This is a genomic window from Pseudovibrio sp. FO-BEG1 (assembly GCF_000236645.1).
In the GTDB taxonomy this organism is placed as follows: Bacteria; Pseudomonadota; Alphaproteobacteria; order Rhizobiales; family Stappiaceae; genus Pseudovibrio.
Window position 1 is genome coordinate 1,113,207 of the sequence record NC_016642.1, and the last position, 25,949, is coordinate 1,139,155.

A 25,949-nucleotide genomic window follows, 5' to 3' on the forward strand; every position below is an offset into this window, starting at 1 on the left:
CTAGGAAACCTGTGCGAGGTGGTCACGCAGTGCCGCCACTGCCGGACGCCGCCACGCAGCAGAGCTTCCCACCATGTAATAAGCATTCCCCGTCACATGACGAGCGGAAAGTGGCTCTATCAAAGTGCCATCTGCCAGATCTTTCTCAATCAGGAGGGAGGGGAGCAGAGCAAGCCCAAGCCCCTGACGTGCCGCCTCCAACACCATAAAGAAGTGCTCAAAGGAGAGGGAGGTGTCTCCCGGCAGATAGCTGGAAAGCTTATGCGCCTCCGCCCAAAACTCCCAACTGCCAAGGCGAGTGGAATGGATGAGCCTCGGCAAACCAAGGACACCTTGCAGGCACTCCGGTTGCGTATCACCCAGAAGGTTTTGGCTGCACACCAAAACCATCTCTTCATCGCAGATGTGATGGCTCTCCAGCGCAGACCAGCTGCCCCGCCCAACAGTAAGCGCCACATCCACGCTGGAAGGGTCCCAGTTGACGGGGTCTTTGTGCCCAGCAGAAAAATCCGCTGGGATCGTCACAAGATCAATGCTGATCGCAGGAAAGGCCTCTGTGAAACCTTTGATCCTCTGCATCAGCCAAAGGTTAGCCAGAGACGGCAAAGTGCCAATGCGCAGCTGACCAGAGACCGAGCCTTTGAGCTCATGCTCCAGATCTTCAACCAACTTCAGCGCATTCTTCGCTTTCTGGCTGAGCAGCAATCCGTCCTGCGTCAGCGCTAGTGTCTTCCCCTGCCGGGAAAACAGAACAAGCCCAAGCTGCTCCTCCAGACTCTGAATACGCCGCGAAACAGCCCCCTGTGTAATGCCTAGCTCTCTGGCCGCCCGTGTAAAGCTGCCATGGCGCGCAGCAGCATCAAAAACCGGCAGCACAGACAGGATTTGAGAGGTGATCGAAAGATTATGTCGGCTCATACTATGAGTTTAATTCATGTCTATGTGACTGTCATTGGCCTATTCATGAGGTTTGGGGCAGTTTAAAACAACTCCAACATGAGTTTTAGGTATAGAACGTACTTCAGATAGTGCTTCCGCTTCTCTCATCTGAATGCGTAATGAAGTTTGAAAGTAAGGTGAGGCTGATCATGGCGCATCCATTCCATCTGGCATTTCCAATTGATGATCTGGAGCAGACCAAAGCGTTCTACATGGGCGTGCTGGGGTGCAAACAAGGCCGTGAGCTGGAAGGCAAATGGGTTGATTTTGACCTGTTCGGCCACCAGATGTCCGCCCACCTTCGCGACAAGTCGCAAATTCCAATCGGAGTCACTGGCGTAGTTGATGGCGATGCTGTCCCTGTTCCTCACTTTGGCGTTGTTTTGCCAATGGATGAATGGTTGGCTTTGGCAGATCGCCTGAAAGCGCATGAAGGCATTGAATGGCTGCTCGAACCTAAGATCAGGTTTCAGGGCCAGCCGGGAGAGCAGGGAACTTTCTTTATCAAAGATCCCTCGGGCAATGCTCTTGAGTTCAAAGCTTTCGCCAGTGACTCTGACATTTTCGCAACCTGAGTAGAACCCCATGGAAATTTTAGAAGCAACACATACAACACAAAACCCTGCCGCATCTGATAAAATCAAAGTCGCTCTCGCCCAGATCGCTCCGGTCTGGCTGAAGCGCGAAGCAACACTGCAAAAAGTGGCAGATGCGGTAGAACTCGCAGGCAAACAAGGCTGCCAGCTCGTCACCTTTGGCGAAGCTCTGGTGCCGGGTTACCCGTTCTGGATTGAGCGCACCGACGGTGCCCGCTTCAACGACCCGAAGCAAAAAGCAATTTACGCCGAGTACCTTGAGCAAGGCGTTGTGATCGAAGACGGCCATCTCGATGGCATCTGCGCAATCGCGAAGAAATACAGCATCGCTGTGTATCTCGGTGTGATGGAGCGCGCGGCCAACAGAAGCGGCCACAGCCTCTACTGCTCACTGGTTTACATCGACCAAAACGGCAAAATCGGCTCTTCTCACCGCAAGCTGCAACCAACTTACGAAGAGCGCCTTGCTTGGGCTCCGGGCGATGGCAACGGCCTGCGCGTGCATCCGCTGGGCCGCTTCACTGTTGGTGGCCTCAACTGCTTCGAAAACTGGATGCCTCTGTCCCGCGCTGCTCTGTATGCGCAGGGCGAAGACCTCCACGTTGCTGTCTGGCCGGGCGGACTTCACAACACAGAAGACACAACCCGCTTTGTCGCGAAGGAAAGCAGAAGCTATGTGATTTCAGTATCCGGCCTCATGCGTCCATCAGACTTCCCGGAAGACACACTGGAACTCGCCGAAATTCTGGAAAACAGCAATGATTTCCTCGCAAACGGCGGCTCTTGCATCTCCGCACCGGATGGCTCCTGGGTGGTTGAACCTCAGGTCGGCAAAGAAGTGCTGATCACTGCTGAACTGGATCATGCAGTCGTGCGCGGGGAGCGCCAGAACTTCGACCCAACCGGCCACTACAGCCGCCCGGACGTGACTCGTTTGGTCGTCGATCGCAAACGACAGCAACTGGCTGATTTTATCGACGCTGAATGAAACTAAATACTCAGGAACAAAGAATGAGGCAGGACGTAAAGTAGACCGGTTTTTCTCTCAAAAATTTCAGTGAAGTTGAGAGATGCGACCCGCTACAGATCAACCTGCCTCATAGTAAGATTAAGAACTGGAACGGCAAAACCTTGTCATTCAAACGACATTAGATTTTGCAGCCCTGCCGAGCCTCTTTGTGATCTTCACCTTGCATACTGAGTATTAAGCCATGGAAATTTTGGAAGTTACGCATACATCGGAAAACCCATCCGCATCAGACAAAATCAAAGTGGCCCTCGCGCAAATCGCACCGGTCTGGCTGAAGCGAGAAGCGACCTTGCAAAAGGTGCTGGATGCGGTGGAGTTGGCCGGCAAACAGGGCTGCCAACTCGTGGCCTTTGGCGAAACACTTGTGCCGGGGTATCCCTTCTGGATTGAACGGACAGATGGAGCGCGGTTCAACGACCCAAAGCAAAAAGCCATGTATGCGCGATTTCTGGATCAGGGCGTCGTCATTGAGGAAGGCCACCTCGATGCAGTCTGCGCCATGGCGAAGAAACACAGCATGTCCGTCTACCTCGGCGTGATGGAGCGCGCTGCGAACAGAAGTGGTCATAGCCTCTACTGCACACTGGTCTACATTGATCAAAACGGAGAGATCGGATCAGTCCACCGCAAGCTGCAACCAAGCTATGCAGAACGCCTTGCATGGGCACCGGGTGATGGCAACGGCTTGCGTGTGCATCCACTGGGCCGGTTCACCGTTGGGGGCCTCAACTGCGCAGAGAACTGGATGCCGCTGTCCCGCGTTGCCCTCTATGCGCAAGGGGAAGATTTGCATGTGGCCGTCTGGCCGGGTGGTTTGCGAAACACGGAAGATCCAACCCGCTTCGTGGCAAAGGAAAGCAGAAGCTACACACTCTCTGTCTCCGGCCTCATGCGGGCTTCAGATTTTCCGGAGGATACGCCGGAACTCGCTGAAATCCTTGAAGGCAGCAGTGAGTTCCTCGCTGATGGCGGTTCCTGCATCGCAGCGCCGGATGGCTCATGGATTGTGGAACCGCAAGTGGGCAGGGAGCTCCTGATCACCGCAGAATTGGATCACGCCATGGTCCGTGCCGAGCGCCAACTCTTCGACCCAACCGGTCACTACAGCCGACCGGATGTAACCCGATTGGTTGTCGACCGAAAACGTCAGCAGCTTGCTGATTTTGTCGACTCTTAATAAAACGAACTGCGCAATTGATATATGACCGCGCAGTGCCGAAGATTGCTTGCTGATCCTCGGAAGAAACACACTTGGAAATGGAGTGCCTCATGAACCTGGTCTTATCTCTCAAAAACTTCAACGAAGCTGAGTGGATCGACCGGCTACAAGCACTCCTGCCCAACCGAAAGATCGAAGGCTGGAATGGCGGTGTCTCCGAGCCGGAAAAAGCAGAGTATCTGCTTGCATGGAAGCCAGACCCAGCTGTTTTTGCTGCTCTGCCAAACCTGAAGGTGATCTTCTCATTGGGCGCAGGTGTTGACCATCTCACATCTCTGCCAGAGCTGCCGCAGCTTCCACTCGTGCGCATCGTTGATCCGGACCTGACCAGTCGTATGACCGAGTGGGTTGTCTTCCAAACATTACTCCACCACCGCCAACACATGACGTACGCAGCTCAACAAGAAGCTGGTGTGTGGCACGGCCACAGGCAATGGGCCGCAAAAGATGTTCGTGTCGGCATCCTGGGGCTTGGTGAGCTGGGTTTGGATTCCGCCAAAGCGCTCAAATCACTCGGTTTCAACGTCGCAGGTTGGTCCCGCACATCAAAAACGGCTGAAGGCATTGAAAGCTTTGCCGGTGAAGACCAGCTGGAAGCATTCCTGAACCGCACGGATCTTCTGGTCAACCTGCTGCCATCCACGCCAGCAACGCATAAACTGATCAACGCAGACCGACTTGCCATGTTATCGCAAAATGGAGCGCTTGGTGGTCCTGTCTACATCAACGCAGGTCGCGGTGCGACGCAGGATGAAGTCGCGATTGACGCAGCTTTGACGTCTGGAGCACTCAAAGGCGCAAGTCTTGATGTGTTTGCTATTGAGCCGCTGCCGGAAGAAAGCCCGCTCTGGAAACAGAAAAACTGCATCATCACCCCACATGTTGCCGCCGAAAGCGACCCGCAGGCGCTCTCCGAATACGTGGTAAAGCAAATCAAAGGCTTTGAGAGTGGGGAGGCCTTGGAGAACCTCGTAGACTTGGAAGTCGGCTACTAAACGGATCATTTCTTGATGAAACCTTAGCGGGAAAGCCCGAAAACCCAAACAAGTTGAGTGCCTCAGTCAATCTAAGGTTTAGCTGCAAGGAGTAGCATCACACACAACTATAACAATAAAGTTGTGATCTGATGCTCTCCATCCTGCGAGGTTTGTTCCAGCGAGAACTGGGCAGTGCGACAATTGAGTTCGGGCTTATCTCTGGCCTCATTGCTCTGGCCATCCTTGCCATGGTGTCTGCTCCTACACTTACCAACTCTGCCTTTATTCCAGCCAGTAACAAGGCTCAGACCGGTGAAGCTGAGCGTGATCTACAGCTGTGGGAGCTCGTGAAACCAAACAATTAAATTTGTAAATAAATGAGGTTTCAGGAGATAAAAATATCAGTCGTTAAGCTCCTGTTTGGATTTGCCCTTGCAAAACCATAGTACGGTATTTGTGGGGGAGATCACGACATGATTGCAAATGGACTATTGATCATATTTCCATTGCTGCTTGCAGTTGCTGCTTTCTTTGATCTCTTCACCATGACAATCCCGAACAAACTCAACTTGCTTCTTGTTATTGCATTTGTCGCCATGGCCTTCCTGCTGCAGCTGCCACTCCAACAAGTGGGCATGAGCTTCGCATTAGGCTTCGGCGTCATGGTCATTGGCTTCGGGTTGTTTGCTCTGGGTGTGATGGGCGGTGGTGATGTTAAATTTCTTGCCGCAATTTCACTCTGGCTGGGTCTGTCCATGAACATGCTGGACTTCATCCTGCTCACCAGCATCTATGGCGGGGCATTAACGCTGGTCATCCTAGCATTGCGCAAGGTGCCGTACTTCCCGCAATTCATGCACGGGCAGGCGTGGTTGCTGAAACTGCACGATAAAAAGTCCGGCGTTCCCTATGGAATAGCCATCGCGATAGCAGGAATTCAGGTGTATCCGAACACCCTCTGGTTCTCGCAGATTCCAACTTTGTGAGCATATCGCGAGCAATTAATCTAAACAAAGTATTAATGTTTGGAACTAGTGTGTTTTCACTAGGGCTAACCTGTTGCTATTCATAGATATTCCCAAATTGACTCTATGCACATAAGTAAAAATTGCAAATGTAGTGTTGTTACGGAATATTAACTATGTCTTGACAATTTTTGCTCAAATTAGGGTTAACGAATGCTGCTTAGCCAAATCTCTTAGAGGGTGGGTGCCACATGAAGGCCTCCAGATTATTAGTTTTAATTATCGCTTTAAGCGCCGGTGGATTGGCCGCTTGGCTAAACCTGTCTTCTGGTTCCCGGGAGCCGGCACAAACCATCGTTGTGCAGGAACAGGAAATACCTTCTCTGGAAATTCTTGTCGCCGCACAGGATCTCAAAGTCGGCACCGCTCTCACAGAGGGTGATCTGAGCTGGGCCAAATGGCCGGAAGAATCTGTATCTGACGGCGTGATCCTGAGAAGCTCTAGTCCTCAGGCGGACGAAGAGTTCCTTGGCCAAATCATCAAAGCTGCAATGTTCAGCGGCGAACCAATCCGCGCAGAACGTCTGATCAATACCGACAAAGGCTTCCTTGCTGCGATCCTCCCAAAAGGAAAACGCGCGGTTGCTGTGCCGGTGGATGCGGTTTCCACGGCGGGTGGTTTCATTCTTCCAGGCGACAAAGTTGACGTGCTGATCAGCATGCAGGCCAAGAAACGCGATGAAGGCTTCATCAGCGAAACGCTGCTCGAGAATATCAAGGTGCTCGCCATCGACACCACGACAGCGTCAGAGAACAGCGAAAAGGCCATGTCACCCGATCAAACTGCCACGCTGGAACTCTTGCCTCACGAAGCCGAGACGATCGCACGCGCCACTCAAATGGGAACGCTCTCGCTGTCACTGCGCAGCGCAGCGGACTCAAAAGATGGTGTGAAGCAACCACCACGCGTGAAAGGTGGTGTGAAGTTTGTGAAGTACGGGATTGCCTCCCAGTCTGTTAACGGAAATTAGTAGGTAAACTATGGTTTTTCATCGACACACTCGTTCGGCGAGAAGTTTACCGCAGAAATCCCGTTTCAGCGGAGCTCTCCTAAACCTGTTCATGGCGCTAACACTGACAGTCGCTGCTCCACAACTCGCCACAGCCCAAACCAACTTCGAAGCCACAGTAGAAGTCACCTCCCAACACAGCGGCAAAGTCCGCCAGCTGAATGTGGGTGAAGGAAGATCTATTGTTCTGAACACAAACGAAGAAGTCCGTGATGTGCTGGTTTCGAATCCAAAGATTGCAGATGCAGTTGTTCGAACAAGAAATCGTGTCTTTGTCTTTGGGAACTTAGCCGGACAGGCTTCTCTTGTTCTGTTTGGGAACGGCGGTAAACAGCTGGCATCGTTTAATCTGAATGTTCAACCTGATCCATCTGATCTTGTTGAAATGCTTGCGCGCTTGCTACCTAACTCATCAATTCATGCGGACATTGTTAATAAGAGCATAGTTCTGTCAGGGACAGCCGTGTCTCCGCTAGAAGCACAGCAGGCTTATGATATAGCATTGAAGTTTGTAGATGGTCAGGACTCGAAAATTGTCAACACGATTGCTGTTGCTGAAAAAGACCAAGTCCAGCTGAAAGTGACAGTAGCAGAAGTCGATCGGACAACTATTAAACAGTTAGGCGTCAGTCTTCAGGGATCAATTGCTATTGGTGCATTGGATCTTAATTTTAATACATCCCCTGGCTATAACATCAACCCTTCTGTTGTAAATGCTGGCTCATTAACTGCCAAGTACGCGTTTGGTGGCAACACAATTACGCCAACTGTTAAAGCGTTGGAGCGTGATGGAGTTATGCGCACCCTTGCAGAGCCAACCTTGGTGGCCGTTTCAGGTGAAAATGCCAGCTTCTTAGCAGGGGGTGAATTTCCGATTCCTGTCGCTTACGAAGACAACAAAGTTAGCTTGGAGTTTAAGCCATTCGGTGTTGGTCTAGACTTTACTCCGGTAGTTCTGTCTGAAGGGCGCATCAAACTTCGGGTTAAAACTGAAGTAAGTGAGCTTAGTTCGGAAGGTGCGGTAAACATTGCAGGTGCTATCTCTGTCTCTGCACTTAAGGTTCGCAGAGCAGAATCTACCTTAGAGCTGCCATCTGGCGGAACGCTCGTGATGGCAGGGCTTCTGAAGCATAACTATGGCCAGGAAATTGATGGTATACCCGGGCTAAAGAATATTCCAATTCTGGGCACAATGTTTAAGAGCCGAGATTACATCAATCGTCAAACCGAACTCGTAATCTTTGTAACTCCTTATGTTGTAAGACCAATTGCGCGTTCAAAAGTGGTGCGCCCTGATGACAATTTTGCAGCTCCAAGTGATCAGTCAACAGTATTCCTAAACCAGTTGAGCCGGATTTACAGGGGAACAGATGCTCCTGTGAAAGGGAATTATCATGGCAAGATTGGCTACATTTACGAGTGAGGCGAGTTCGATGAATGTACAAACGTCTGCTACCACGAACTGTAGCGTTGCTTTCAAGAAAACTCTTTGGGTTTTGGGCTTGGGTTTATGGGTTGCTGCATGCAAATCTCAGCCTTCGTATGTTGAACAGCATTCTATTGCTGACTTCGATTATAGAAAAAGACATCCCATAATTGTGACCGAAGCTCCTGAGAATTTTGATATTCCGGTATCTGGTGAACTTCGTAACTTAAATGGAGCAACAAAAACTGCTGTTGCTGCATTTGGCCAAGAAGCGAAAGTTAATGGAAATGGAATTGTTGAAGTTCTGGTTCCATCTGGATCTGCAAATGAAGCGGCAGTTCGAACTGTTTCTCCTCAAATTCGAGAAGCTCTTAAGAACGGTGGTGTGAGCCACGATCGCATAATTATGAGAAGTTATGCTGTTTCCGATATGGCTGCGTCCGCTCCTGTGCGCCTCTCATTTATGAGAATAAAAGGTGTTGTTCGTAACTGTGGTGATTGGCCCGATGCAATGAGCAGCGACAGTCAGAATCGGGACTATTACAACTTTGGATGTGCGTCACAAGCAAACCTTGCAGCTATGGTTGATAATCCCAATGATCTATTACGTCCTAGACCATTGGGGCCAAACGATCCAGCAAGAACCAACGAAATTTTGGCTAACAATCGCACTGGAGACCTGACTGCAGGGCAGTATGGAGCCGGTGTTGGAACAAATGTATCATCCGTTGCGCAGAATTAACGAGATAAACTATGAGCGATTTTGCACAGTCCGATATAGGTACAACGTTTGACGATGGAGCTGTTGGTCAACTTTCAACTTCTGAGTTTAAGTTTGTCAGCATCCCTCGTATTTCTGTTCAAGCTTTCTGCGTAGATTCCAGAACAGCAGAAACTATTCAGAACTCAAGCATTGATCGTCGAATGTCTAAAACACATACGATGGTGCATCAGGGAGGCATTCTTGCAGCTGTTGAAACCTTCCAAAGTGCTGCGACACCTAACTTATTAATCGTTGAATCTCTCTCCAGTCCTCAAGAGATGGTTGAAGAGCTGGATCAGCTTGCTGAAGTTTGTGATGCTGGAACGAATGTGCTCGTTATCGGTCGTGTGAACGATGTGAACCTCTATCGCGCGCTCATTCAGCGTGGTGTTGGCGAGTATATTGTCGGGCCAGTCGATATCGCGCAGATCATCAATACGATTGGTCAGTTTTATTCAGATACGGAAGCCGAGCCGTTTGGTCGTACGATCGCTGTGATCGGTGCAAAGGGTGGGTGTGGTGCTTCTTCTGTTGCGCACAACCTCTCCTGGTCCATCGCCAAAACCTTGGACAACGATGTTGCGATTGCAGATCTGGATCTGCCTTTTGGAACCGCCGGTCTGGACTTCAACCAAGACCCTCTGCAAGGCGTGATGGAAGCTGTTGCTTCACCAGAGCGTCTGGATGACACATTGCTCGATCGTCTGCTTTCAAAGTGCAATGACCGCCTGAGCCTGCTCGCAGCTCCTGCAACGCTCGATCAAACCTATGATTTTGAAACTGACAAGTTCGATCAAGTCATTGAAGTGATGCAGAAGGGCACGCCAACAGTTGTGCTCGATTTGCCTCATACGTGGAACGGTTGGGTGCGTCATATCCTTGCGCATGTCGATGAAGTTCTGATTGTTGCGGAGCCTGATCTGGCGAACCTGCGCAACGCTAAGAACCTCGTTGACAGCATTGGTCAGCTGCGCCCGAACGATGCAAAGCCTTATCTGGTCTTGAACAAAGTCGGCATCCCAAAACGACCTGAAATCAAGCCGGATGAGTTCAGCAGCGCGCTGGATGTTGTCTCTTTGGCATCCATGCCATTTGAGCCAGCGCTGTTTGGCACAGCTTCCAACAATGGTCAGATGATTGCTGAGTTTGATAGTCGGCATGCAGTGGCTGGTCTGTTTGAAGAGATTGCAGCGAAAGTGACTGGCAAGGCTGAGATGAACCAGAAGAGCAAATCACTCTTCGCATCCCTAATGAAAAAAGTCCGTAAATAGTCCTTGGGCTGATTTAAAGGCGTTAGAATATGTTTGGTAGACGTGGCAACGGTGAATTTGGAACCAAAAAACCAAAGTCTGCTCCTGTAAACCCAGCGGTACAGGCGCAGACAACAAAGCCTGTTGTTCAGGAAACGCCGAACAAGATAAAGCCAACCCAACCGGTAATTGAGAAGCAGCCTGAGAAGCCGAAGGAAAGTGCTCCTGAGAACAAACGAACTCAGGAGTATTATGCGACTAAGGCCTCCATCTTCAATGCGCTGGTTGAAGCGATCGATCTCTCGCAGCTGAGCCGTCTGGAGCAGGACGATGCGCGCGATGAGATCCGCGATGTCGTCAACGACATCATCGCCCTCAAAAACCTCGTCATGTCCATCGCCGAGCAGGAAGACCTGCTCGAAGATATCTGTAACGACGTTCTGGGATATGGTCCGCTAGAACCGTTGCTGGCACGTGATGATATTGCGGATATCATGGTGAACGGCGCAAATACCGTTTACATCGAAACAGACGGCATGGTGGAGCAGACTGGCATTCAGTTCCGTGATAATCGCCAGCTGATGAATATCTGCCAACGTATCGTATCGCAGGTTGGCCGCCGTGTTGATGAATCCAGCCCAATCTGTGACGCCCGTTTGCCTGATGGATCTCGTGTAAACGTGATCGCACCACCGCTATCCTTGGATGGGCCTGCCCTCACAATTCGTAAGTTTAAGAAAGACAAACTTACGCTGGATCAGCTGGTGAGCTTTGGTTCCATCTCGCCAGAAGGTGCCGAAATTCTGGAGATTATCGGACGCGTCCGCTGTAACACCGTTATCTCGGGCGGTACGGGCTCCGGTAAAACCACACTCCTGAACTGTTTGACACGTTACATCGATAGCACTGAACGCATCATTACCTGCGAAGATAGTGCGGAACTTCAGCTTCAGCAGCCTCATGTTGTGCGCCTAGAAACCAGACCCCCAAATCTGGAAGGTGAGGGGGAGATTACCATGCGTGATCTCGTCAAGAACTGTCTGCGTATGCGTCCTGAACGTATTATCGTGGGTGAGGTACGTGGCCCGGAAGTGTTCGATTTGCTTCAGGCCATGAACACCGGTCACGATGGTTCTATGGGCACAATCCACTCCAACTCCCCACGCGAATGCTTGAAACGTATTGAATCCATGATCGCATTGGGTGGTTTCTCGCTCCCATCCAAGACGGTACGCGAGATTATCGTTGGCTCCATTGATGTGATCGTGCAGGCTGCCCGCCTCAGAGACGGTTCGCGCCGCATCACACACATCACCGAAGTTGTTGGTATGGAAGGCGATGTCATCACCACTCAGGATCTCTTCACCTACGACATCACTGGTGAAGATGCGAACGGCAAGATCGTAGGTCAGCACCGTTCAACAGGCATCGGCCGCCCACTCTTCTGGGATAGAGCAAGATACTTCAACGAAGAAGAACGCCTGGCCCGCGCCCTCGACGCCTCAGACATCTCAGGAGGACTGCATGGCTAACCTAGATAGCTTTCTCGCGTCTCCTCTGGCTGATTATCTGATTACAGCACTGATAATGATAAGCGTCGTCGGCGTTACCTTCACTTTGCTGGCACCGCTGTTCTCAAAGGATAAGTTGGGCAAGCGAAAAGAGGGTTTTGTTCAGAAGAGCAGTTCTCAAGTCAATGGACGCTCTCAAAAAATAGACGTTTCTGCTCGTCGTAAAACTGTCCAAGATCAGCTAAAGGCTATGGAAGCAGCTCAAGCTGCCAAAAAGAAAAATGCTGATAAGCCGATATTTGCGGACTGGATTGCACAGGCGGGCTTATCTTGGTCGAAACCCAAGTACTATATTATTTCAGTATTATGCGGACTGATTATCTTTTTTTCCAGCTTGTTCTTAGGGCAACCAATCTGGATCGCGCTTGCTTTGCTTTTTGTTGGAACGTTTGGATTGCCTCGTTTGTACATTTCCAGGAGGCGCAAGAAGCGTTTTGACAAATTCCTCGATGAGTTTCCAAACGCGGTAGATATTATCGTTCGTGGCGTGAAATCAGGCATGCCTCTTGGTGATTGTTTACAAATCGCAGCTACAGAATCCAAAGACCCCGTCGGTGCTGAGTTCTCACACGTACTAGACAAGATGCATATGGGTATGCCTTTGTCTGAAGCTATTCATTACATTCCTAAAAGAGTACCTCTTCAGGAAACTAACTTTCTAGCTATCGTTGTCACGATTCAGGCGCAGGCAGGAGGTAGCCTGTCGGAAGCCCTTGGCAATCTATCAAAGACATTACGCCAACGTAAAGAAATGAAAGGGAAAATCAGGGCTGTTAGTCAGGAAGCGAAAACATCAGCAGCAATCATCGGCTCGCTTCCGTTTCTCGTCACCCTGATGCTTTCGGTGGTAGCACCTGATTACATTCGTTATCTTATTGATACCGAGATTGGCTTAATTCTGGTTGGATTTGCTTTGGTTTGGATGACCATAGGTATCTTAGTTATGCGGAAAATGATTGATTTTAGGATCTAAGGAGCACAGCTATGGGGCTATCCGAATTTGAAAATAGCAATGTGTTTGTTGTGGTCTTGACGCTCTTAGCCGTTTCGGGGACTTTCTACGCATTGCTAATGCCTTTGTTTGAACGAGATAATTTGAAAACTCGAATGAAGTCAGTCGCTTTAGAACGCGAGGAAATTCGTGCGCGCGAGAGAAATCGGCTGGCTAATCAGAAAGAAAATGAACGTGTTGCTCTGCGCAGCAGTCCGAAAGAGAGTGTACGTGAGTTCGTTGATAAATACGATCTGAAGAAGATACTTTCGAATGATAACGTTATTAACAAACTTAAAATGGCAGGGTATCGGGGAGCTTCTCCGCTATACACCTATCTGTTTTTGCAGATTGTACTTCCAGTTTCCTTTTTTGCGCTCACATTTTTCTATCTTCAGATTGTGTTAAAGGTTGATGCTTCAGTTGGAGGCGTCCTTCTATTGTCGCTACTCGCTGCTGTGGTGGGTTTTTATGCTCCGAGCATTTATGTTCAGAACCAAGTCGCTAGACGGCAAGACTCAATTAGATTAGCTTGGCCCGATGCGATGGATCTAATGCTGATCTGTGTTGAATCTGGCATGTCGATTGAAGCAGCGTTTAAGAAGGTCGCTGAGGAAGTTGGGACACAGTCAACTGCATTGGCAGAAGAGCTTATTTTAGCAACTGCCGAGTTGTCGTTTTTGGATGAACGAAGAAAAGCTTATCAAAATCTGGCAGATCGGACAGGCCTTGATGGCGTTAAGGATGTGGTAGTTGCCCTAATGCAGGCCGAAAAATACGGCACGCCAATTGGCTCAGCTTTGCGAGTGTTGTCCGACGAAAACCGTCAAGCAAGAATGCAGGAAGCTGAGCGTAAAGCAGCCGCATTGCCGCCAAGACTTACTGTGCCCATGATGATGTTTTTTATGCCAGCATTGTTTGTGGTGATTATTGCGCCAGCAGCAATTCAGGTGATGCAAACCTTCTAACTCACGCCTTCCCGAGCATTGTCTTCAGGTACGCCACGTTTTCGGCGGCCTGGCGGGGGGCAATGTCGGATTGTGCGACGCGGACGGCCTCATCGAAGCGGCCTTGGAGACCGAGGGTGAGGGCGAGGTTTTGGCGGACCTGGCTGCCAGCGCGGCCTGTGTCGAGAGCAGAGCGCAGAGCGGTTTCAGCGTTACGTAGATCCCCGGCCAGCAGATAAGACATTCCCAGATTGTTCAGCACAGATGGCTCATTCGGGGAGATCTTGAGCGCTTGCTGATAAGTGGTGCGTGCCTGCTTGGTTTCTCCCAGCTGATCCAGAATGGCTGCTTTGGCTGAGAGCATTTTCCAGTTTGGCTGTGCAGGGTCAAAAGCGTTATCGATGACGTTCAGCGCTTCCTGCAGTTTGCCGTTTTCTGCAAGCACCTTGCCGTAGCTGGCGGCAATGGTTTTGTTCTCAGCATTGGCGATAACACCACGGCGCAAGATTGCTTCTGCTTGTTGGCCTTGGCCATCAATGCGAAGGGCCGCTGCATAGTTCAGGATTGTGCGTGGGTTCTTCTGATCCTTGGAATAAGCTCCACCCCAATAGGCGAGTGCTTTCTGCATTTCCTGTGAGCCCGGCTTTAACTGCTGGCTTTGGGAAACAGAAGCTTGTGCCCGAGGTTTGTTCGTTGCACAGCCAGAAAGCGCAATCCCGCAAGCCAACAGCAATGAGACAGCTGTCGCACTTTTGAAAATGCCAGTAGACATCTTGGTTTTGTGTGTGCGGTCAAATACGGCCATGGAACCCTCAGCAACGAAGCAATTCAAATATTGTTTGAAAATGAAATATTAACCCTAATTTCTGGTTAACTCACGTGGTGCGCGTTCCCTGTGAGGCAGGGGAGGGAGCTGCTCTCTGTCTTGCACAGAACCGGTAACGTGGTTAGGTTGCCTCAACGCTGCCCATTCTGGACAGATCATAGATTTCTCACATCTTAAAAATGGAGCTCCCGGTGCACGGTCCGTTAATTTCTGCAGAAGAAACAGTCAATCCAATTCCAGTGGTCGCACTCTCGACCAGCGAGTTGGAAGCGCACCTCGAAGCTGCAGGTCCAGTGGCGCAGGCTTGGGCAAAAGCGCAGGAGTTCGAGGCTGCATTTGGTGATACGCTTGTTATGCCGAATGAAGCTGGTGAAATCGCAACCGTTCTGTTTGGGTATGGCAGCGGTCAGAAGGACGCTTTGGAAACCGGCGCAACGCTGAACAAGAAGTTGCCTGCTGGTGCTTTTGAACTTTCCAAAGGCTTTGAGGACCATGCCGGTATTGCGCTTGGCTTCTCTCTGGCAGCTTATCGGTTTGATGCCTACAAAAAAGTACCTGCCGCAAAAGCGCAGCTGGTTATTTCTGAAGCTGGCATTCTTGAAGAGCTGGCACCGGTTCTTGCTGGCACGCGTCTGGCGAAAGACCTCATCAACACGCCTGCTAACGATATGGGCCCGGAAGAGCTAGCTGCAGCTGCTTCTCAGCTGTTTGAAGACCACGGCGGAAACGCAAAGGTCATCATGGGCGATGTGCTAGAGAACGAGTTCCCGCTGGTGTATGCAGTCGGTAATGGCAGTGACAGAGCGCCCCGCCTGATTGACGCCACTTGGGGGAAGGACACTGACCCCAAGATTACTCTAGTTGGTAAAGGCGTGATTTTCGACAGTGGCGGTCTGGATGTGAAACCAGCTGCTGGCATGATCCTCATGAAGAAAGACATGGGCGGTGCAGCTAATGTGTTGGGCCTCGCAGCCATGATCATGAAAGCAGAGCTGCCGATCCGTTTGCGCGTGATTGTGCCTGCTGTCGAAAACGCAATCTCAGGCCGTGCCTTCCGTCCATCCGATATTTTCACAAGCCGCAAAGGCCTTTCTGTTGAGATCGGCAACACCGATGCAGAAGGTCGTCTTGTACTGGCAGATGCGCTGGCATTGGCGGATGAGGAAAGCCCGGAACTGATCATCGATATGGCAACGCTGACCGGCGCAGCGCGTGTCGCCCTTGGTCCCGACCTGCCTCCTTACTACACCGATGATGAAGAGCTGGCAGAGACAATCGCAGTTCATAGTGAGGCGGTGAACGATCCGTTATGGCGCATGCCACTGTGGAAGCCATACAAAAAGTACATCACTTCCAAAACAGCGGATCTGGCAAACATCAACACCAGCGGTGCAGGCTTTGCAGGCTCCGTAACAGCAGCTTTGTTCCTGCAGAGATTCGTTGAGAATGCTGGAAGCTGGGTGCATTTTGATATCTACGGTTGGACACCAATCGAGAAAGATTTCAGAACCCATGGCGGAGAAGCTCAGGCAATCCGGGCACTTTTTGATATGCTGAAGACCCGCTTCGGCTAAGGTCTATACGGATTACACCGTCAAAAATACTCAATACCTCAATCTGGTAAGGGTCCCGAAATAATTTGCAGGCTAGGTTTTAGCCTGCAATAGGGATTAGGACGAATAAATATGCCCGTAGAGATCCGCCCGTCGCAGGCGCTTAAGCTATGGCATGATGTAGTGTTGGAATTGGTGCGCGCGGCAGATCAGGATTTGACTGCTCGTCAAATGTCTATTCTTTTAACCGTATATCTTGAGCCTCCACCCCATACCGTGCGTGGATTGGCGCAAAAGCTTGGGGTAACAAAACCTGCCATCACGCGTGCTCTGGATACTCTGGGCGCAAACAAGCTGCTTTCCAGAAAGCGTGATGAAAATGATCGCCGCAACGTCGTCGTCACCCGCACTGTTGCTGGTGCGCTCTATCTGGAGCAACTGGGCGATCTCGTTTCTGAAAAAGCGCAGGATCTTCCGCGATAATCGGGATGCATGTCCTCTGATAGTCAGGTATGACTACAGGACACTGTTTGGAAGGGGCTCTTCATGACTGCTCAACTCGACCGCCGTTTACATCCGGTACGACCAGACCTCGCCTCCGCCGCCTATCGCGGTCAGGTGGACGCTGAGCGTTTTGTTGACGGGACTGAGTTCTCAGTAACAGTAGATAAAGTTGAGCTGCGCGCAAGACCAGAGCTTTCTTGCGGGATCGACACTGAAGTGAACTTCGGCGAAACCTTTCAGGTTTTCGAGAGTACATCAGATGGTTGGTCCTGGGGCCAGCTTGCGACTGATGGATACGTTGGCTGGCTGCCAACCAGCGCACTTGGCACTAGTGGAACTGCAACTCACAGAGTTGCTGCCCTGCGCACCTACAGATATCCGGAAGCAGAGATGAAACGCCCTGTTCTGGGACAGATTTCGATGGGGTCTCTCCTGCGCGTTGTTGGCCATGAAACGACACGGGGGCTAGAGTTCGCCAAGCTGGCAGATGGTTCCTTCGTGGTGAACAAGCACTTGGTCGAGCGTGATCATAACGCCACCGATTGGGTTGAAGCCGCGGAAGCAATGCTGGGAGCACCTTACCTTTGGGGCGGACGCTCTTCGCTTGGGCTGGACTGCTCTGGATTGATTCAGCTCTCCTTGCAAACCGGCGGTGTAAAAGCTCCCCGAGATGCAGACATGCAGGAAGCCATGCTCGGCGAGCATCTGGATCTCTCAAACGGCCTACCAGCCTTGCAACGTGGAGATCTCATGTTCTGGAAAGGGCATGTCGGTGTTATGGCCAATCCCGAAACTCTGTTGCATGCCAATGGCTTCACCATGACTGTCGCCTATGAGAACTTGCAGGCCGCTTTGAAACGCATCGGTGAGAACGAGTTTGGTGCACTGACTTCAGTAAAACGGTTGGCCTGAGGGCTGTTTACTCACACTTAACCATAAAGCGCATTATCAGCATATCTGACCCGTCAAAACACGCAAATTAGGTTTTCGTTCACTAAAATTATCGCACAAATAACTTGTAAAATTTAACAGTTATTCGGTGGGGTTTGCCGTGTTTTGGAAGCTGCAAGAACAGGTCTCAGATCGTTTGCCAAAGATTGCCTCTGGTGCAATCTTGACTGCGATGATTGCGGGCATCTCCGCAACTTCAATCGCACCAGCCTATGCAGATGTGGAAGTGGTGGCAGATCAGGCGAAAGTCTTTCGTCTTGAAGAGCCAGCCGAAACCATCATCCTCGGCAACCCAAGTATTGCTGACGTTACAGTCCACGACCGCCTGACAATCGTCATCACCGGCAAATCATACGGCACCACCAACCTTGTTGTGCTCAACGATGCCTCCGAGCCAGTCGTTGAAGAGCTTATCACCGTAACCGCCGAAATGGCCGGCTACGTCGCCATCCAACGCAACAACAGCCGCTTCACCTACTCCTGCAACCCCGACTGCCACGAAGTCCTGCGCTTGGGTGATAATAAGAAGAAAACAGATGATGTCGCGTCTTCAATCAGTTTGCGCAATAAACTGGCTGAAGACGGAACCGTAGCGAGCAATACTCAATAGCGGGAAGCTCTCATGTACAACATGCAGCACTACGGCAAGCTAGTTGGGTCTCGTAAACGTTCCGAAAAAAGAAACTCTAAGCGTTTTCTATCGGATTACCGCGGAGTGACGGCAATTGAGTTTGCATTGATTGCTCCGGTTTTGTTTGGGATCGTATTGGCAATCCTAGAGCTAGGCCTCTCTATGCTAGTCGAGGTTGTACTGGACAATGCTGTTGCGGAAGCTGCGCGACAAATTAGAACAGGACAAGTTCATTTAGCTCAACAGAATGGCGAGTATAACAAGACAAAGTTCAAAAACGTTATTCTGGAAAATGGGGCGGGCCTTTTAAAAGCCATCGAAGATAGAATTTTTGTTGACGTAGAGGCATTTGAGGATTTTGGCGATATTCGTGAATACCAGCCTTTGGTTGAGGATGGTGCAGTTGTCATGGAGCAGAACTGGGATCCCGGAGAGGCGAGCGATGTTGTTATTGTGCAGGTCGTTTGCGCATGGCCAATGATTACTTCCACAATGGTGAGCCTTTTTGGTCAGGCCGAAGGTGGTAGTCGTATTCTCGTAGCAACAGAGATTTTTAGAAATGAACCTTTCTAACTAGCTGGATTGGTGAAGTTTATGAACCCACATCCAAATATTTACAGTGCTTTCAGATCGTTTTGTCTCAGCAAAAATGGCGTTGCAGCAATTGAGTTCGCGATCGTCATGCCCATGTTAGTATTCATTTTTCTTGGTATGGTCGAACTTACAACGGCAGTTTCTTATGACAGGCGAGTAAGTAAAGCTGGCGCCGCGATTGCTGATTTGATTGCTCGTTCGGATGATGTGACGGATGGGATGGATGATATCAATAAAGCTATTGAACATCAGATGACACCTTTTGAAGATGTAGACATTGATATCAAAATTGGAATGGTCCTGATCAGAAACGGTCGCCCACAAGTGGTCTGGAGTTGGGAGAATGGAAAAAGCGCGCCACCATGGCCACAAGGCTCAGAGCCAGATGGTGTTTCATTCACCAGTAAGATGCTCATTAATGGTCGTTACTACGTTGTCTCAACATCCCGGTTTGAATATAAGTTCATCTTAGGCTCGGCTTTAAGTAGTTTGTATCAAATGGTTTCAGAGGACAATGATAGCGGTAAGTTCCTGTCATTACCTTTGAGTGATAGCTTTGTGCTTCTTCCAAGAAGAGTCTCGTGTGTCGAGTATAATGATCATTGCGCAACGTGGCCTCCATTATAAGAGTAACTACGTAAGATTTAGCGCTGTAATCTAAAGATTGATGTGTCATAACTTCGCAGATCGCCAAAATCTGCTGTTTTGTGATCTTTACCGATAGATTTGTTAGCTCAAATGTTGAATAAGCCCCCCAAGCTTGGCGAAGAATTTAACGCACGTATCGCTGAACAGTCACAGAGCTGCGATAGTATGGCAGAGTCCTCCCCTCAAGAGCCCTATCGTAATTTCTCTTGAGCTCGGACAGGAGTGATACGTGGAAAATGAAAAGAGGCTATCAATGGCTACTAATCGGACCTATGACCAAATCCAGGTCGGCGACTCCGTCACTCGCTCCCGCATCTGTACAGCAAATGACCTTTACGTATTTGCGCACGCGTCTGGCAACATCAATCCTCTGCACCTGCCAAATGCACAGTGGGAAGGCATTGAGAAGAAAGATGGCCCATCCGCACCGTTCATGTGGGGCGCTACTCTGATCTCAGCTGTCGTCGGCAACTACCTCCCAGGTCCAGGCTGCGTGTACCGTGATCAGACCCTGTCCTTCCACAATAAGGTGAAAGTGGATCAGGTTCTCGACGTTACCGTCACCGTTCTTGAAAAGCTTCCAAACAACATCATCCGCCTTGCAACAAGCGTGAAGGTTGATGATGGCACTCTGGTTGCTGAAGGTGAAGCTCAAGTAGAAGCACCAACAAAGTCCATCTCTTACGATGCAGAAGAGCTGCCAGGCCTGCTGATGAAGCGCCACCAGCACTTTGATCGTCTCGTTGCAACAGCATCCCAGCTGCCAGCGATCCCGACTTCTGTTGTCTGCCCGGACGATGCTAACTCCCTCGGTGGTGCAGTCATGGCAGCTCAGGCTGGCCTGATCATTCCAATCCTCTGTGGTCCTGAAAAGCGTATTCAGGCAGCTGCTGACAAGATTGGCGCGGACATCTCCGGCTACGAGCTGATCGACACACCTGACGAAGGCTCCGCAGCTGCAAAAGCTGTTGCGCTGGTTCACGAAGGCCGCGTTCGCTCCGTCATGAAGGGTCACCTGCACACCGACGACCTGCTGCGCCACGTTGTGAAGCGTGAAGGTGGTCTGCGCACTAAGCGTCGTCTGTCCCACGCATTCGTAATGGACGTACCAGGCCGCGAAACACCGCTGATCGTATCTGACGCGGCAATCAACATTGCACCGGACCTGATGGCCAAAGTGGACATCACTCAGAACGCGATCGACGTTGCACGCTCTATCGGCATTCAGCCTCCAAAAGTTGGTATCCTGTCCGCTCTGGAAACCGTTAACCCAGCGATCCCATCCACCATCGACGCAGCTGTGCTGTCCAAGATGGCTGATCGTGGTCAGATCAAAGGCGGTATCGTTGACGGCCCACTGGCAATGGATAACGCGATTGACCTTGAAGCTGCTCGCACCAAAGGCATTGAGTCCGTTGTTGCTGGCCGCGCAGAAGTGCTGATCGTGCCAAACCTTGAAGCTGGCAACATGGTTGTGAAAGAGCTGACCTTCCTCGCGCATGCGGAAACAGCTGGTCTCGTAACCGGTGCTCGCGTTCCGATCATCCTCACCAGCCGCGCAGACAATGATCGTGCGCGCCTCGTATCCTGTGCTCTGGCTTCCATGTACGATTACTACCTGCGTACTGGCGAAGCATTCAACGGTGAGCAGGATCTGGCAGAAGCTGCAGAGTAATTCGGGATAGCTGAGAATATAATAATGACAATCGAAACAATTCTTGTTCTGAACGCTGGTTCTTCCTCCATCAAATTCCAGCTGTTCAAAGGCGAAGAAAGTGTGCTTTCCGGCCAGATCGATGGTCTGGGTGCCTCTGCCTGGATTAAGGGCAAATCTGCTGAAGGCGTAACGATCATGGATCGTGCGCTTTCTGAAGAAGAAGCTCAGAACCACAACACCGCACTGCAGGTGATCCTTGCTCTGCTGAAAGAGTTTGATCCAAACCTTGAAGTGGACGCCATCGGCCACCGCGTAGTTCATGGTTCTTCCAAGTACTCTGCACCTGTGCTGGTAACTGAAGAAGTTGCTGCAGAACTGGAAACGTTCAACCCACTCGCACCTCTGCATAACCCGCATAACCTTGCAGGTATCGCTGGTGCGAAAGCGGCATTCCCGGGCAAGCCGAACGTTGCGTGTTTCGACACCGCGTTCCACCGCACCCAGGAGTTCAAGAACGAAGCCTACGCGATCCCAACCAAGTACTACGATGAAGGCATTCGTCGTTACGGCATGCACGGCCAGTCCTTCCACTACATCGCGGAAGAGCTGCACAACGTTGCTCCAGAAGTCGCCAACGGCAAAGTCGTTGTGGCTCACCTCGGCAACGGTGCATCCATGTGTGCGATCGAAAACGGCAAGTCTGTCACCACCACCATGGGCTTCACCCCGGTTGATGGCCTGGCAATGGGCACCCGTTCTGGTCTGATCGATCCGGGCGTCATCTTCTACCTGATTGAAAACAAAGGTATGTCCGCAAAAGAAGTTGCGAACCTGCTGAACAAGGAATCCGGTATGAAGGGCCTCTCCGGCATCTCGCAGGACATGCGCGATCTGGAAAACTCCGACAGCCCGGACGCGAAACGCGCGCTCGACTACTACGACAACCGCATCAAGCGTGAGCTTGGCGCACTGGTCGCAGTGATGGGCGGTCTGGATGCGATCGTCTTCACCGGTGGTATCGGTGAAAACTCATCCCAGACACGCGCAGGCGTTTGTAAGGGTCTTGAGTTCCTCGGCGTAGAAATCGATGAGGAAGCAAACAAGGCTCGTGCGAAGGAAGCAATCACAATTTCTACAGCTTCTTCCAAGGTTAAGGTTATGGCGATCCCAACCAATGAAGAAGCAATGATTGCACGCCAGACTCGCGCAATCTGCGAGGCATAATCGACCCAAAAGTGGTGTTGATCACAGCGTTTTGGCCGCCCTTTTCTTATACGAAAAGGGCGGCTTCTTTTTTGCTTGCCTATACGTACAAGAGCAGACGGGATAGTTGCCCAATCATGTTTACAGTGGTTGAATTATCAAATTAAGTTATATATTGAGGCGTGCATCTCAATTATACATAACTTCAAATACTCTGGCATTCCTATGATCATTGCTGCAACCACATTGGCACTTCCGGCATCTCTGCAAGCCGCTGAGTTGCGTCTGGTGGAATACCATCAACGAAACCTGGCGTACATTATCGTTCCCAAGACAGATAAGAAACTTCAGGCCCTCGTGCTCTTTCATGATTGGGGTGGATTGACTGAAGAGGCGATCCTTCAGGCCGCGAAAATCGCAGAAGAAGGCTACGCAGTGTTTCTTCCGGATCTGTTTGGTGGCAAGGCCCCAAAGACCAGAGAAGAAGCCCAGCCGCTTGTTGAAGAGATCCTGAAGACGGATCACAAGCAAGAGCTGATGGCGAACGTTCACTCAGGTCTTCAACTGTTGGGAAACGTTGAAGAGGTGGAGCCGGTTGATGTGTCCATTTGTGGGTTCGGCATGGGCGAGCAGGTTGCCAGTTACATCTCAAAAAGTGATATGAAGCCAGCGCTGCCACTTCTGGCTGAGGCATAAGGCTTGCGCCTTACAGCTGCCATTTTGTAGTCCCACGCATTGCATCCTCACGTCTGAACCAATACTACAAGACCAAGATATATATTGCTTCGAGAGGAGGGGCGCATGTCCTCACCAGTTACTGCTGTCGTGTTTGATATCGGCAATGTTCTGATCGCTTGGGATCCGGAGAACCTATACAAGGACCTCATCCCGGATGCTTCAGAGCGCGAACATTTTCTGAATGAAGTTTGCCCTTACGACTGGAATCTGGAGCAGGACAGAGGTCGCCCTTGGAGCGAAGCCATTGATGAGCGTCTGGCAAAGTTCCCGCAGTATGAAGAGTGGATCAAAGCCTACTACGAGCGTTGGGAAGAAATGCTCGATGGCGCGATCGAAGCTAACGTTGCGCTTCTGAGCGAGCTGAAGGAAAAAGGCGTCTCCTTGTATGCCATCACAAACTTCTCCAGCGAGAAGTTCGAGGACGCAAAGCGTCTGTTCCCGTTCCTGGCTGACAGCTTCATCGATACCGTAATCTCTGGTGATGAGCAACTTTTGAAGCCTGATGCGGCGATCTACAACGTGCTGCTGGAAAGAAACCAGCTCGAAGCCTCCAAACTTGTCTTCATCGATGACACACTCAAAAACGTTGAGGCAGCTCAGGGCGTCGGCATGAAAGCGCTCCACTTCTCCGAGGCAGACAAACTCCGCTCAGAACTGAAACAGCTCGGCCTGCCGGTATAAGAACAATGACGTCATCCCGGGCGAAGCGTAGCTGAGACCCGGGATCCAGAGCATCTTGCTGAAACATCAGCGACCGTTGCGCTAGATCCCGCATCCTATGCGGGATGACAGCGGTGGACTAAGTCAAAACGCAACTGAACTTCACCTAAAAAACTTATCCCCCTTCCCAAAATCCGCCCTATCCTATCTCTCGTGCCCACGCATTCGGGCAGGAGTGGACCGTCCATTCCGTGGCGTGGGCGGGGTTGGGCTACCGGCATGAGGTAACGTATCGTGTCGGGAGGTCCGGTGAAGCGCCATACCCTATTGAGACCACAGTGGTAGTAGGGAGCTTGGGGTCGTTCCGAAGGGCGTCCGGTGGTGACAGGAAACTGTCAAAGGCATGGAAGTGCATCTGTGATGTGCAAACGTGCCTGTCGCGTCTGTTCGAGAGGGAGCCCGCGTGTTCATGATAAAAGGCCCGGGCGAGGCGAACAGCCAATGCCGAAGAAACATTTCTAACAAGTAGCGCAGGCAGAGCCTGTTCGCCTTGCTCCACCCGTTGAAACGGGGTCCTCAAACACAAACACCGCACGGAGAGCCATGCGGTGATATTCGTGTTTCTTTTCAGACAGCGCTGAGTGAGGATTTAGATCTGATGGCCGCAGTGGCCTTCTTCAAACGCCCAGATGCCCAGGCCTTCACCTTCCTCCAAAATAGCGTAGGCAACGTGGATATCCACGCTGGCAGGAATGTCCACGCTGAAGAGTGGTGGGTCAGCATCAATGTCCTCACAGGTGCAGCCCAGCTTCTCAAGCTTGGCCCACTGCTTGGAGAACTCGTCTGGCTGTGTCGTCTCTTCCACCATGATGCGGTAGGTGGAGTGACCGGAAGCCTTGGCCACCTTGTCAAAGACCAGCTGCCCTTTTTCGCGATTTGCCAGCAGCTCATCACCATTGGCCACGCCGCAAGCAAAGAACGGAGTGTTCTCCAGCTTATAGCGATTGCCACCGAGCGAGCGTACCCACACAGTTTCACTTTCAATGCCGTGCCAGTCATGCGGATCCAGCGGGAAAACCAGTTTGTGCAGATTGCTGTTCTTATTCATGGGGCCTCACAAAATCTAAGCGCAATATACTCATGCGTTCGGGCGAAGCAACCGACATCTTGAGGGAATGTGTTCATAGCGTAACCGGGCTGCAATTTAGGTTAAGCCCAGCTGCAGAACAGAGGAAATTTGAAGGAAATAGCCATGAAAAAAGCCGGAGCGTTTGCCCCGGCTTTGATTGATCAAAACTGATCAGAATTCTTAGTCGCGCAGCAGATCGTTCACTGAAGTTTTCGCACGGGTCTGTGCATCAACGCGCTTCACGATAACAGCACAGCCCAGGTTTGGACCTGGAGTACCGTCTGGAAGCGGCTTGCCTGGCATGGAGCCCGGAACAACAACAGAGTACGCAGGCACTTCACCGTAGAAGATTTCACCGGTGGTGCGGTCTACAATTTTGGTCGTCGCGGAGATGAACACGCCCATGGAGAGTACGGCACCTTCACGAACGATAACGCCTTCAACAACCTCAGAACGAGCACCGATGAAGCAGTTGTCTTCAATGATAACCGGGCCAGCCTGAAGCGGCTCAAGAACACCACCGATGCCAACGCCGCCGGAAAGGTGAACGTTTTTACCGATCTGCGCACAGGAACCAACAGTCACCCATGTATCAACCATTGTGCCTTCATCAACAAACGCACCAAGGTTCACGAAGGAAGGCATCAGAACAGCGGACTTGCCGACGAATGCGGAGCGACGAACGATGGAACCAGGAACAGCACGGAAACCAGCTTCTTCAAAGTCGATAGCACCCCAGCCATCAAACTTGGAAGGAACTTTATCCCACCAAGGAGCGTCGTCTGGACCACCTTTGATGATCTGCATTGGGTTCAGGCGGAAAGAGAGCAGAACTGCTTTCTTGGCCCACTGATTGACCACCCAGTCGCCAGAGGTTTTATCCGCAACGCGCAGCTTGCCGTGATCCATAAGATTTAGCGCGGTGTTAACTGCATCACGCACGTCACCAGTGGTGTCGGTGCTGATGTTATCACGGTCATCAAATGCAGCGTTGATGGTGGCCTCTAGGGCCGCAAGATCAATCTGGCTCATTGGCGGCAGACTCTCACAATTAATGGGTTACGAATTAGAGCTACCGAGGGGTACGCAAGCACCAACCAGAAGTCAATAC

At 51.0% G+C, this 25,949-nt stretch carries 27 protein-coding genes; 23 read left to right on the plus strand and 4 right to left on the minus strand.

Annotation, left to right across the window (positions count from 1 at the left end):
* The gene (locus PSE_RS05190; RefSeq protein ID WP_014283887.1) at nucleotides 1–918 is read right to left on the minus strand and encodes a LysR substrate-binding domain-containing protein; all 918 of its coding nucleotides are present in this window, start codon (nucleotides 916–918) and stop codon (nucleotides 1–3) included.
* Nucleotides 919–1,058: 140 nt separating this feature from the next.
* On the opposite strand from PSE_RS05190, the gene PSE_RS05195 reads away from it, so the two are divergent.
* From PSE_RS05195 to PSE_RS05250, 13 genes are all read left to right on the plus strand, one after another.
* Nucleotides 1,059–1,514, plus strand: a complete 456-nt coding sequence (locus PSE_RS05195) for a VOC family protein (RefSeq protein ID WP_014283888.1) — start codon at nucleotides 1,059–1,061, stop codon at nucleotides 1,512–1,514.
* A gap of 10 nt (nucleotides 1,515–1,524) precedes the next feature.
* The gene (locus PSE_RS05200) at nucleotides 1,525–2,523 is read left to right on the plus strand and encodes a carbon-nitrogen hydrolase family protein (protein ID WP_014283889.1); all 999 of its coding nucleotides are present in this window, start codon (nucleotides 1,525–1,527) and stop codon (nucleotides 2,521–2,523) included.
* 223 nt (nucleotides 2,524–2,746) lie between these two features.
* A complete protein-coding gene (locus PSE_RS05205) occupies nucleotides 2,747–3,742 on the plus strand; it encodes a carbon-nitrogen hydrolase family protein (RefSeq protein ID WP_014283890.1) in 996 nt (331 codons plus the stop codon).
* A gap of 92 nt (nucleotides 3,743–3,834) precedes the next feature.
* The gene (locus PSE_RS05210; protein ID WP_041768888.1) at nucleotides 3,835–4,779 is read left to right on the plus strand and encodes a glyoxylate/hydroxypyruvate reductase A; all 945 of its coding nucleotides are present in this window, start codon (nucleotides 3,835–3,837) and stop codon (nucleotides 4,777–4,779) included.
* Between the two features lie 131 nt (nucleotides 4,780–4,910).
* Nucleotides 4,911–5,126, plus strand: a complete 216-nt coding sequence (locus tag PSE_RS05215) for a Flp family type IVb pilin (RefSeq protein ID WP_014283892.1) — start codon at nucleotides 4,911–4,913, stop codon at nucleotides 5,124–5,126.
* A 108-nt stretch (nucleotides 5,127–5,234) separates the two neighbouring features.
* On the plus strand, nucleotides 5,235–5,747 hold the full coding sequence (locus PSE_RS05220; protein ID WP_014283893.1) for a prepilin peptidase: 513 nt from the start codon (nucleotides 5,235–5,237) through the stop codon (nucleotides 5,745–5,747).
* A gap of 230 nt (nucleotides 5,748–5,977) precedes the next feature.
* Nucleotides 5,978–6,757 (plus strand): Flp pilus assembly protein CpaB, encoded by a 780-nt coding sequence (gene cpaB / locus PSE_RS05225; RefSeq protein ID WP_014283894.1) that lies wholly within the window; start codon nucleotides 5,978–5,980, stop codon nucleotides 6,755–6,757.
* Nucleotides 6,758–6,848: 91 nt separating this feature from the next.
* Nucleotides 6,849–8,219, plus strand: a complete 1,371-nt coding sequence (locus tag PSE_RS05230; protein WP_014283895.1) for a type II and III secretion system protein family protein — start codon at nucleotides 6,849–6,851, stop codon at nucleotides 8,217–8,219.
* Nucleotides 8,220–8,229: 10 nt separating this feature from the next.
* Complete coding sequence (locus tag PSE_RS26910) at nucleotides 8,230–8,964, plus strand: CpaD family pilus assembly protein (RefSeq protein ID WP_083841549.1); 735 nt, start codon at nucleotides 8,230–8,232, stop codon at nucleotides 8,962–8,964.
* Between the two features lie 11 nt (nucleotides 8,965–8,975).
* Entirely contained in the window at nucleotides 8,976–10,256 is a 1,281-nt protein-coding gene (locus PSE_RS05235) for an AAA family ATPase (protein WP_014283898.1), read from the plus strand.
* A gap of 29 nt (nucleotides 10,257–10,285) precedes the next feature.
* Nucleotides 10,286–11,767 carry a CpaF family protein gene (locus tag PSE_RS05240; protein ID WP_014283899.1) on the plus strand — a complete coding sequence of 494 codons (1,482 nt, stop codon included), beginning with the start codon at nucleotides 10,286–10,288 and terminating at the stop codon, nucleotides 11,765–11,767.
* Entirely contained in the window at nucleotides 11,760–12,779 is a 1,020-nt protein-coding gene (locus PSE_RS05245; protein ID WP_041768009.1) for a type II secretion system F family protein, read from the plus strand. The genes PSE_RS05240 and PSE_RS05245 overlap by 8 nt, the downstream gene beginning before the upstream one ends.
* An 11-nt stretch (nucleotides 12,780–12,790) precedes the next feature.
* Nucleotides 12,791–13,765, plus strand: coding sequence for a type II secretion system F family protein (locus tag PSE_RS05250; RefSeq protein WP_041768010.1), 975 nt, complete (start codon nucleotides 12,791–12,793; stop codon nucleotides 13,763–13,765).
* Nucleotide 13,766: 1 nt separating this feature from the next.
* Here the strand turns inward: PSE_RS05250 and PSE_RS05255 are convergent, their stop codons facing one another.
* Entirely contained in the window at nucleotides 13,767–14,549 is a 783-nt protein-coding gene (locus PSE_RS05255) for a tetratricopeptide repeat protein (RefSeq protein WP_014283902.1), read from the minus strand.
* A 212-nt stretch (nucleotides 14,550–14,761) separates the two neighbouring features.
* Between PSE_RS05255 and PSE_RS05260 the strand changes: the two genes are divergently transcribed.
* From PSE_RS05260 to PSE_RS05305, 10 genes are all read left to right on the plus strand, one after another.
* Nucleotides 14,762–16,144, plus strand: coding sequence for a M17 family metallopeptidase (locus PSE_RS05260; RefSeq protein WP_014283903.1), 1,383 nt, complete (start codon nucleotides 14,762–14,764; stop codon nucleotides 16,142–16,144).
* A gap of 111 nt (nucleotides 16,145–16,255) precedes the next feature.
* On the plus strand, nucleotides 16,256–16,606 hold the full coding sequence (locus PSE_RS05265) for a MarR family transcriptional regulator (protein ID WP_037038072.1): 351 nt from the start codon (nucleotides 16,256–16,258) through the stop codon (nucleotides 16,604–16,606).
* Between the two features lie 63 nt (nucleotides 16,607–16,669).
* Complete coding sequence (locus tag PSE_RS05270) at nucleotides 16,670–17,539, plus strand: C40 family peptidase (protein WP_014283904.1); 870 nt, start codon at nucleotides 16,670–16,672, stop codon at nucleotides 17,537–17,539.
* A gap of 139 nt (nucleotides 17,540–17,678) precedes the next feature.
* Entirely contained in the window at nucleotides 17,679–18,188 is a 510-nt protein-coding gene (locus PSE_RS05275) for a pilus assembly protein N-terminal domain-containing protein (protein ID WP_208998093.1), read from the plus strand.
* A gap of 12 nt (nucleotides 18,189–18,200) precedes the next feature.
* Complete coding sequence (locus PSE_RS05280; protein WP_014283906.1) at nucleotides 18,201–18,782, plus strand: TadE/TadG family type IV pilus assembly protein; 582 nt, start codon at nucleotides 18,201–18,203, stop codon at nucleotides 18,780–18,782.
* A 21-nt stretch (nucleotides 18,783–18,803) separates the two neighbouring features.
* On the plus strand, nucleotides 18,804–19,430 hold the full coding sequence (locus tag PSE_RS05285) for a TadE/TadG family type IV pilus assembly protein (protein ID WP_014283907.1): 627 nt from the start codon (nucleotides 18,804–18,806) through the stop codon (nucleotides 19,428–19,430).
* A gap of 274 nt (nucleotides 19,431–19,704) precedes the next feature.
* Nucleotides 19,705–21,126, plus strand: a complete 1,422-nt coding sequence (locus PSE_RS05290; RefSeq protein ID WP_008552449.1) for a bifunctional enoyl-CoA hydratase/phosphate acetyltransferase — start codon at nucleotides 19,705–19,707, stop codon at nucleotides 21,124–21,126.
* 24 nt (nucleotides 21,127–21,150) lie between these two features.
* The gene (locus PSE_RS05295; RefSeq protein WP_014283908.1) at nucleotides 21,151–22,332 is read left to right on the plus strand and encodes an acetate/propionate family kinase; all 1,182 of its coding nucleotides are present in this window, start codon (nucleotides 21,151–21,153) and stop codon (nucleotides 22,330–22,332) included.
* Between the two features lie 204 nt (nucleotides 22,333–22,536).
* The gene (locus PSE_RS05300; protein ID WP_014283909.1) at nucleotides 22,537–23,007 is read left to right on the plus strand and encodes a dienelactone hydrolase family protein; all 471 of its coding nucleotides are present in this window, start codon (nucleotides 22,537–22,539) and stop codon (nucleotides 23,005–23,007) included.
* 105 nt (nucleotides 23,008–23,112) lie between these two features.
* Nucleotides 23,113–23,730, plus strand: coding sequence for an HAD family phosphatase (locus PSE_RS05305; RefSeq protein WP_014283910.1), 618 nt, complete (start codon nucleotides 23,113–23,115; stop codon nucleotides 23,728–23,730).
* A 628-nt stretch (nucleotides 23,731–24,358) separates the two neighbouring features.
* Here PSE_RS05305 and PSE_RS05310 read toward each other — a convergent pair.
* Complete coding sequence (locus PSE_RS05310; protein WP_008552477.1) at nucleotides 24,359–24,817, minus strand: DUF4265 domain-containing protein; 459 nt, start codon at nucleotides 24,815–24,817, stop codon at nucleotides 24,359–24,361.
* A gap of 201 nt (nucleotides 24,818–25,018) precedes the next feature.
* Complete coding sequence (gene dapD, locus PSE_RS05315) at nucleotides 25,019–25,870, minus strand: 2,3,4,5-tetrahydropyridine-2,6-dicarboxylate N-succinyltransferase (protein ID WP_008552399.1); 852 nt, start codon at nucleotides 25,868–25,870, stop codon at nucleotides 25,019–25,021.
* Nucleotides 25,871–25,949: the final 79 nt, after the last annotated feature.

Bases quoted from the DNA above. Each gene is read 5' to 3' on its own strand.
- PSE_RS05190 (WP_014283887.1), bottom strand. From the start codon at position 918: ATGAGCCGACATAATCTTTCGATCACCTCTCAAATCCTGTCTGTGCTG.
- PSE_RS05195 (WP_014283888.1), top strand. From the start codon at position 1,059: ATGAAGTTTGAAAGTAAGGTGAGGCTGATCATGGCGCATCCATTCCAT.
- PSE_RS05200 (WP_014283889.1), top strand. From the start codon at position 1,525: ATGGAAATTTTAGAAGCAACACATACAACACAAAACCCTGCCGCATCT.
- PSE_RS05205 (WP_014283890.1), top strand. From the start codon at position 2,747: ATGGAAATTTTGGAAGTTACGCATACATCGGAAAACCCATCCGCATCA.
- PSE_RS05210 (WP_041768888.1), top strand. From the start codon at position 3,835: ATGAACCTGGTCTTATCTCTCAAAAACTTCAACGAAGCTGAGTGGATC.
- PSE_RS05215 (WP_014283892.1), top strand. From the start codon at position 4,911: ATGCTCTCCATCCTGCGAGGTTTGTTCCAGCGAGAACTGGGCAGTGCG.
- PSE_RS05220 (WP_014283893.1), top strand. From the start codon at position 5,235: ATGATTGCAAATGGACTATTGATCATATTTCCATTGCTGCTTGCAGTT.
- cpaB (WP_014283894.1), top strand. From the start codon at position 5,978: ATGAAGGCCTCCAGATTATTAGTTTTAATTATCGCTTTAAGCGCCGGT.
- PSE_RS05230 (WP_014283895.1), top strand. From the start codon at position 6,849: ATGGCGCTAACACTGACAGTCGCTGCTCCACAACTCGCCACAGCCCAA.
- PSE_RS26910 (WP_083841549.1), top strand. From the start codon at position 8,230: ATGAATGTACAAACGTCTGCTACCACGAACTGTAGCGTTGCTTTCAAG.
- PSE_RS05235 (WP_014283898.1), top strand. From the start codon at position 8,976: ATGAGCGATTTTGCACAGTCCGATATAGGTACAACGTTTGACGATGGA.
- PSE_RS05240 (WP_014283899.1), top strand. From the start codon at position 10,286: ATGTTTGGTAGACGTGGCAACGGTGAATTTGGAACCAAAAAACCAAAG.
- PSE_RS05245 (WP_041768009.1), top strand. From the start codon at position 11,760: ATGGCTAACCTAGATAGCTTTCTCGCGTCTCCTCTGGCTGATTATCTG.
- PSE_RS05250 (WP_041768010.1), top strand. From the start codon at position 12,791: ATGGGGCTATCCGAATTTGAAAATAGCAATGTGTTTGTTGTGGTCTTG.
- PSE_RS05255 (WP_014283902.1), bottom strand. From the start codon at position 14,549: ATGGCCGTATTTGACCGCACACACAAAACCAAGATGTCTACTGGCATT.
- PSE_RS05265 (WP_037038072.1), top strand. From the start codon at position 16,256: ATGCCCGTAGAGATCCGCCCGTCGCAGGCGCTTAAGCTATGGCATGAT.
- PSE_RS05270 (WP_014283904.1), top strand. From the start codon at position 16,670: ATGACTGCTCAACTCGACCGCCGTTTACATCCGGTACGACCAGACCTC.
- PSE_RS05280 (WP_014283906.1), top strand. From the start codon at position 18,201: ATGTACAACATGCAGCACTACGGCAAGCTAGTTGGGTCTCGTAAACGT.
- PSE_RS05285 (WP_014283907.1), top strand. From the start codon at position 18,804: ATGAACCCACATCCAAATATTTACAGTGCTTTCAGATCGTTTTGTCTC.
- PSE_RS05290 (WP_008552449.1), top strand. From the start codon at position 19,705: ATGGCTACTAATCGGACCTATGACCAAATCCAGGTCGGCGACTCCGTC.
- PSE_RS05295 (WP_014283908.1), top strand. From the start codon at position 21,151: ATGACAATCGAAACAATTCTTGTTCTGAACGCTGGTTCTTCCTCCATC.
- PSE_RS05300 (WP_014283909.1), top strand. From the start codon at position 22,537: ATGATCATTGCTGCAACCACATTGGCACTTCCGGCATCTCTGCAAGCC.
- PSE_RS05305 (WP_014283910.1), top strand. From the start codon at position 23,113: ATGTCCTCACCAGTTACTGCTGTCGTGTTTGATATCGGCAATGTTCTG.
- PSE_RS05310 (WP_008552477.1), bottom strand. From the start codon at position 24,817: ATGAATAAGAACAGCAATCTGCACAAACTGGTTTTCCCGCTGGATCCG.
- dapD (WP_008552399.1), bottom strand. From the start codon at position 25,870: ATGAGCCAGATTGATCTTGCGGCCCTAGAGGCCACCATCAACGCTGCA.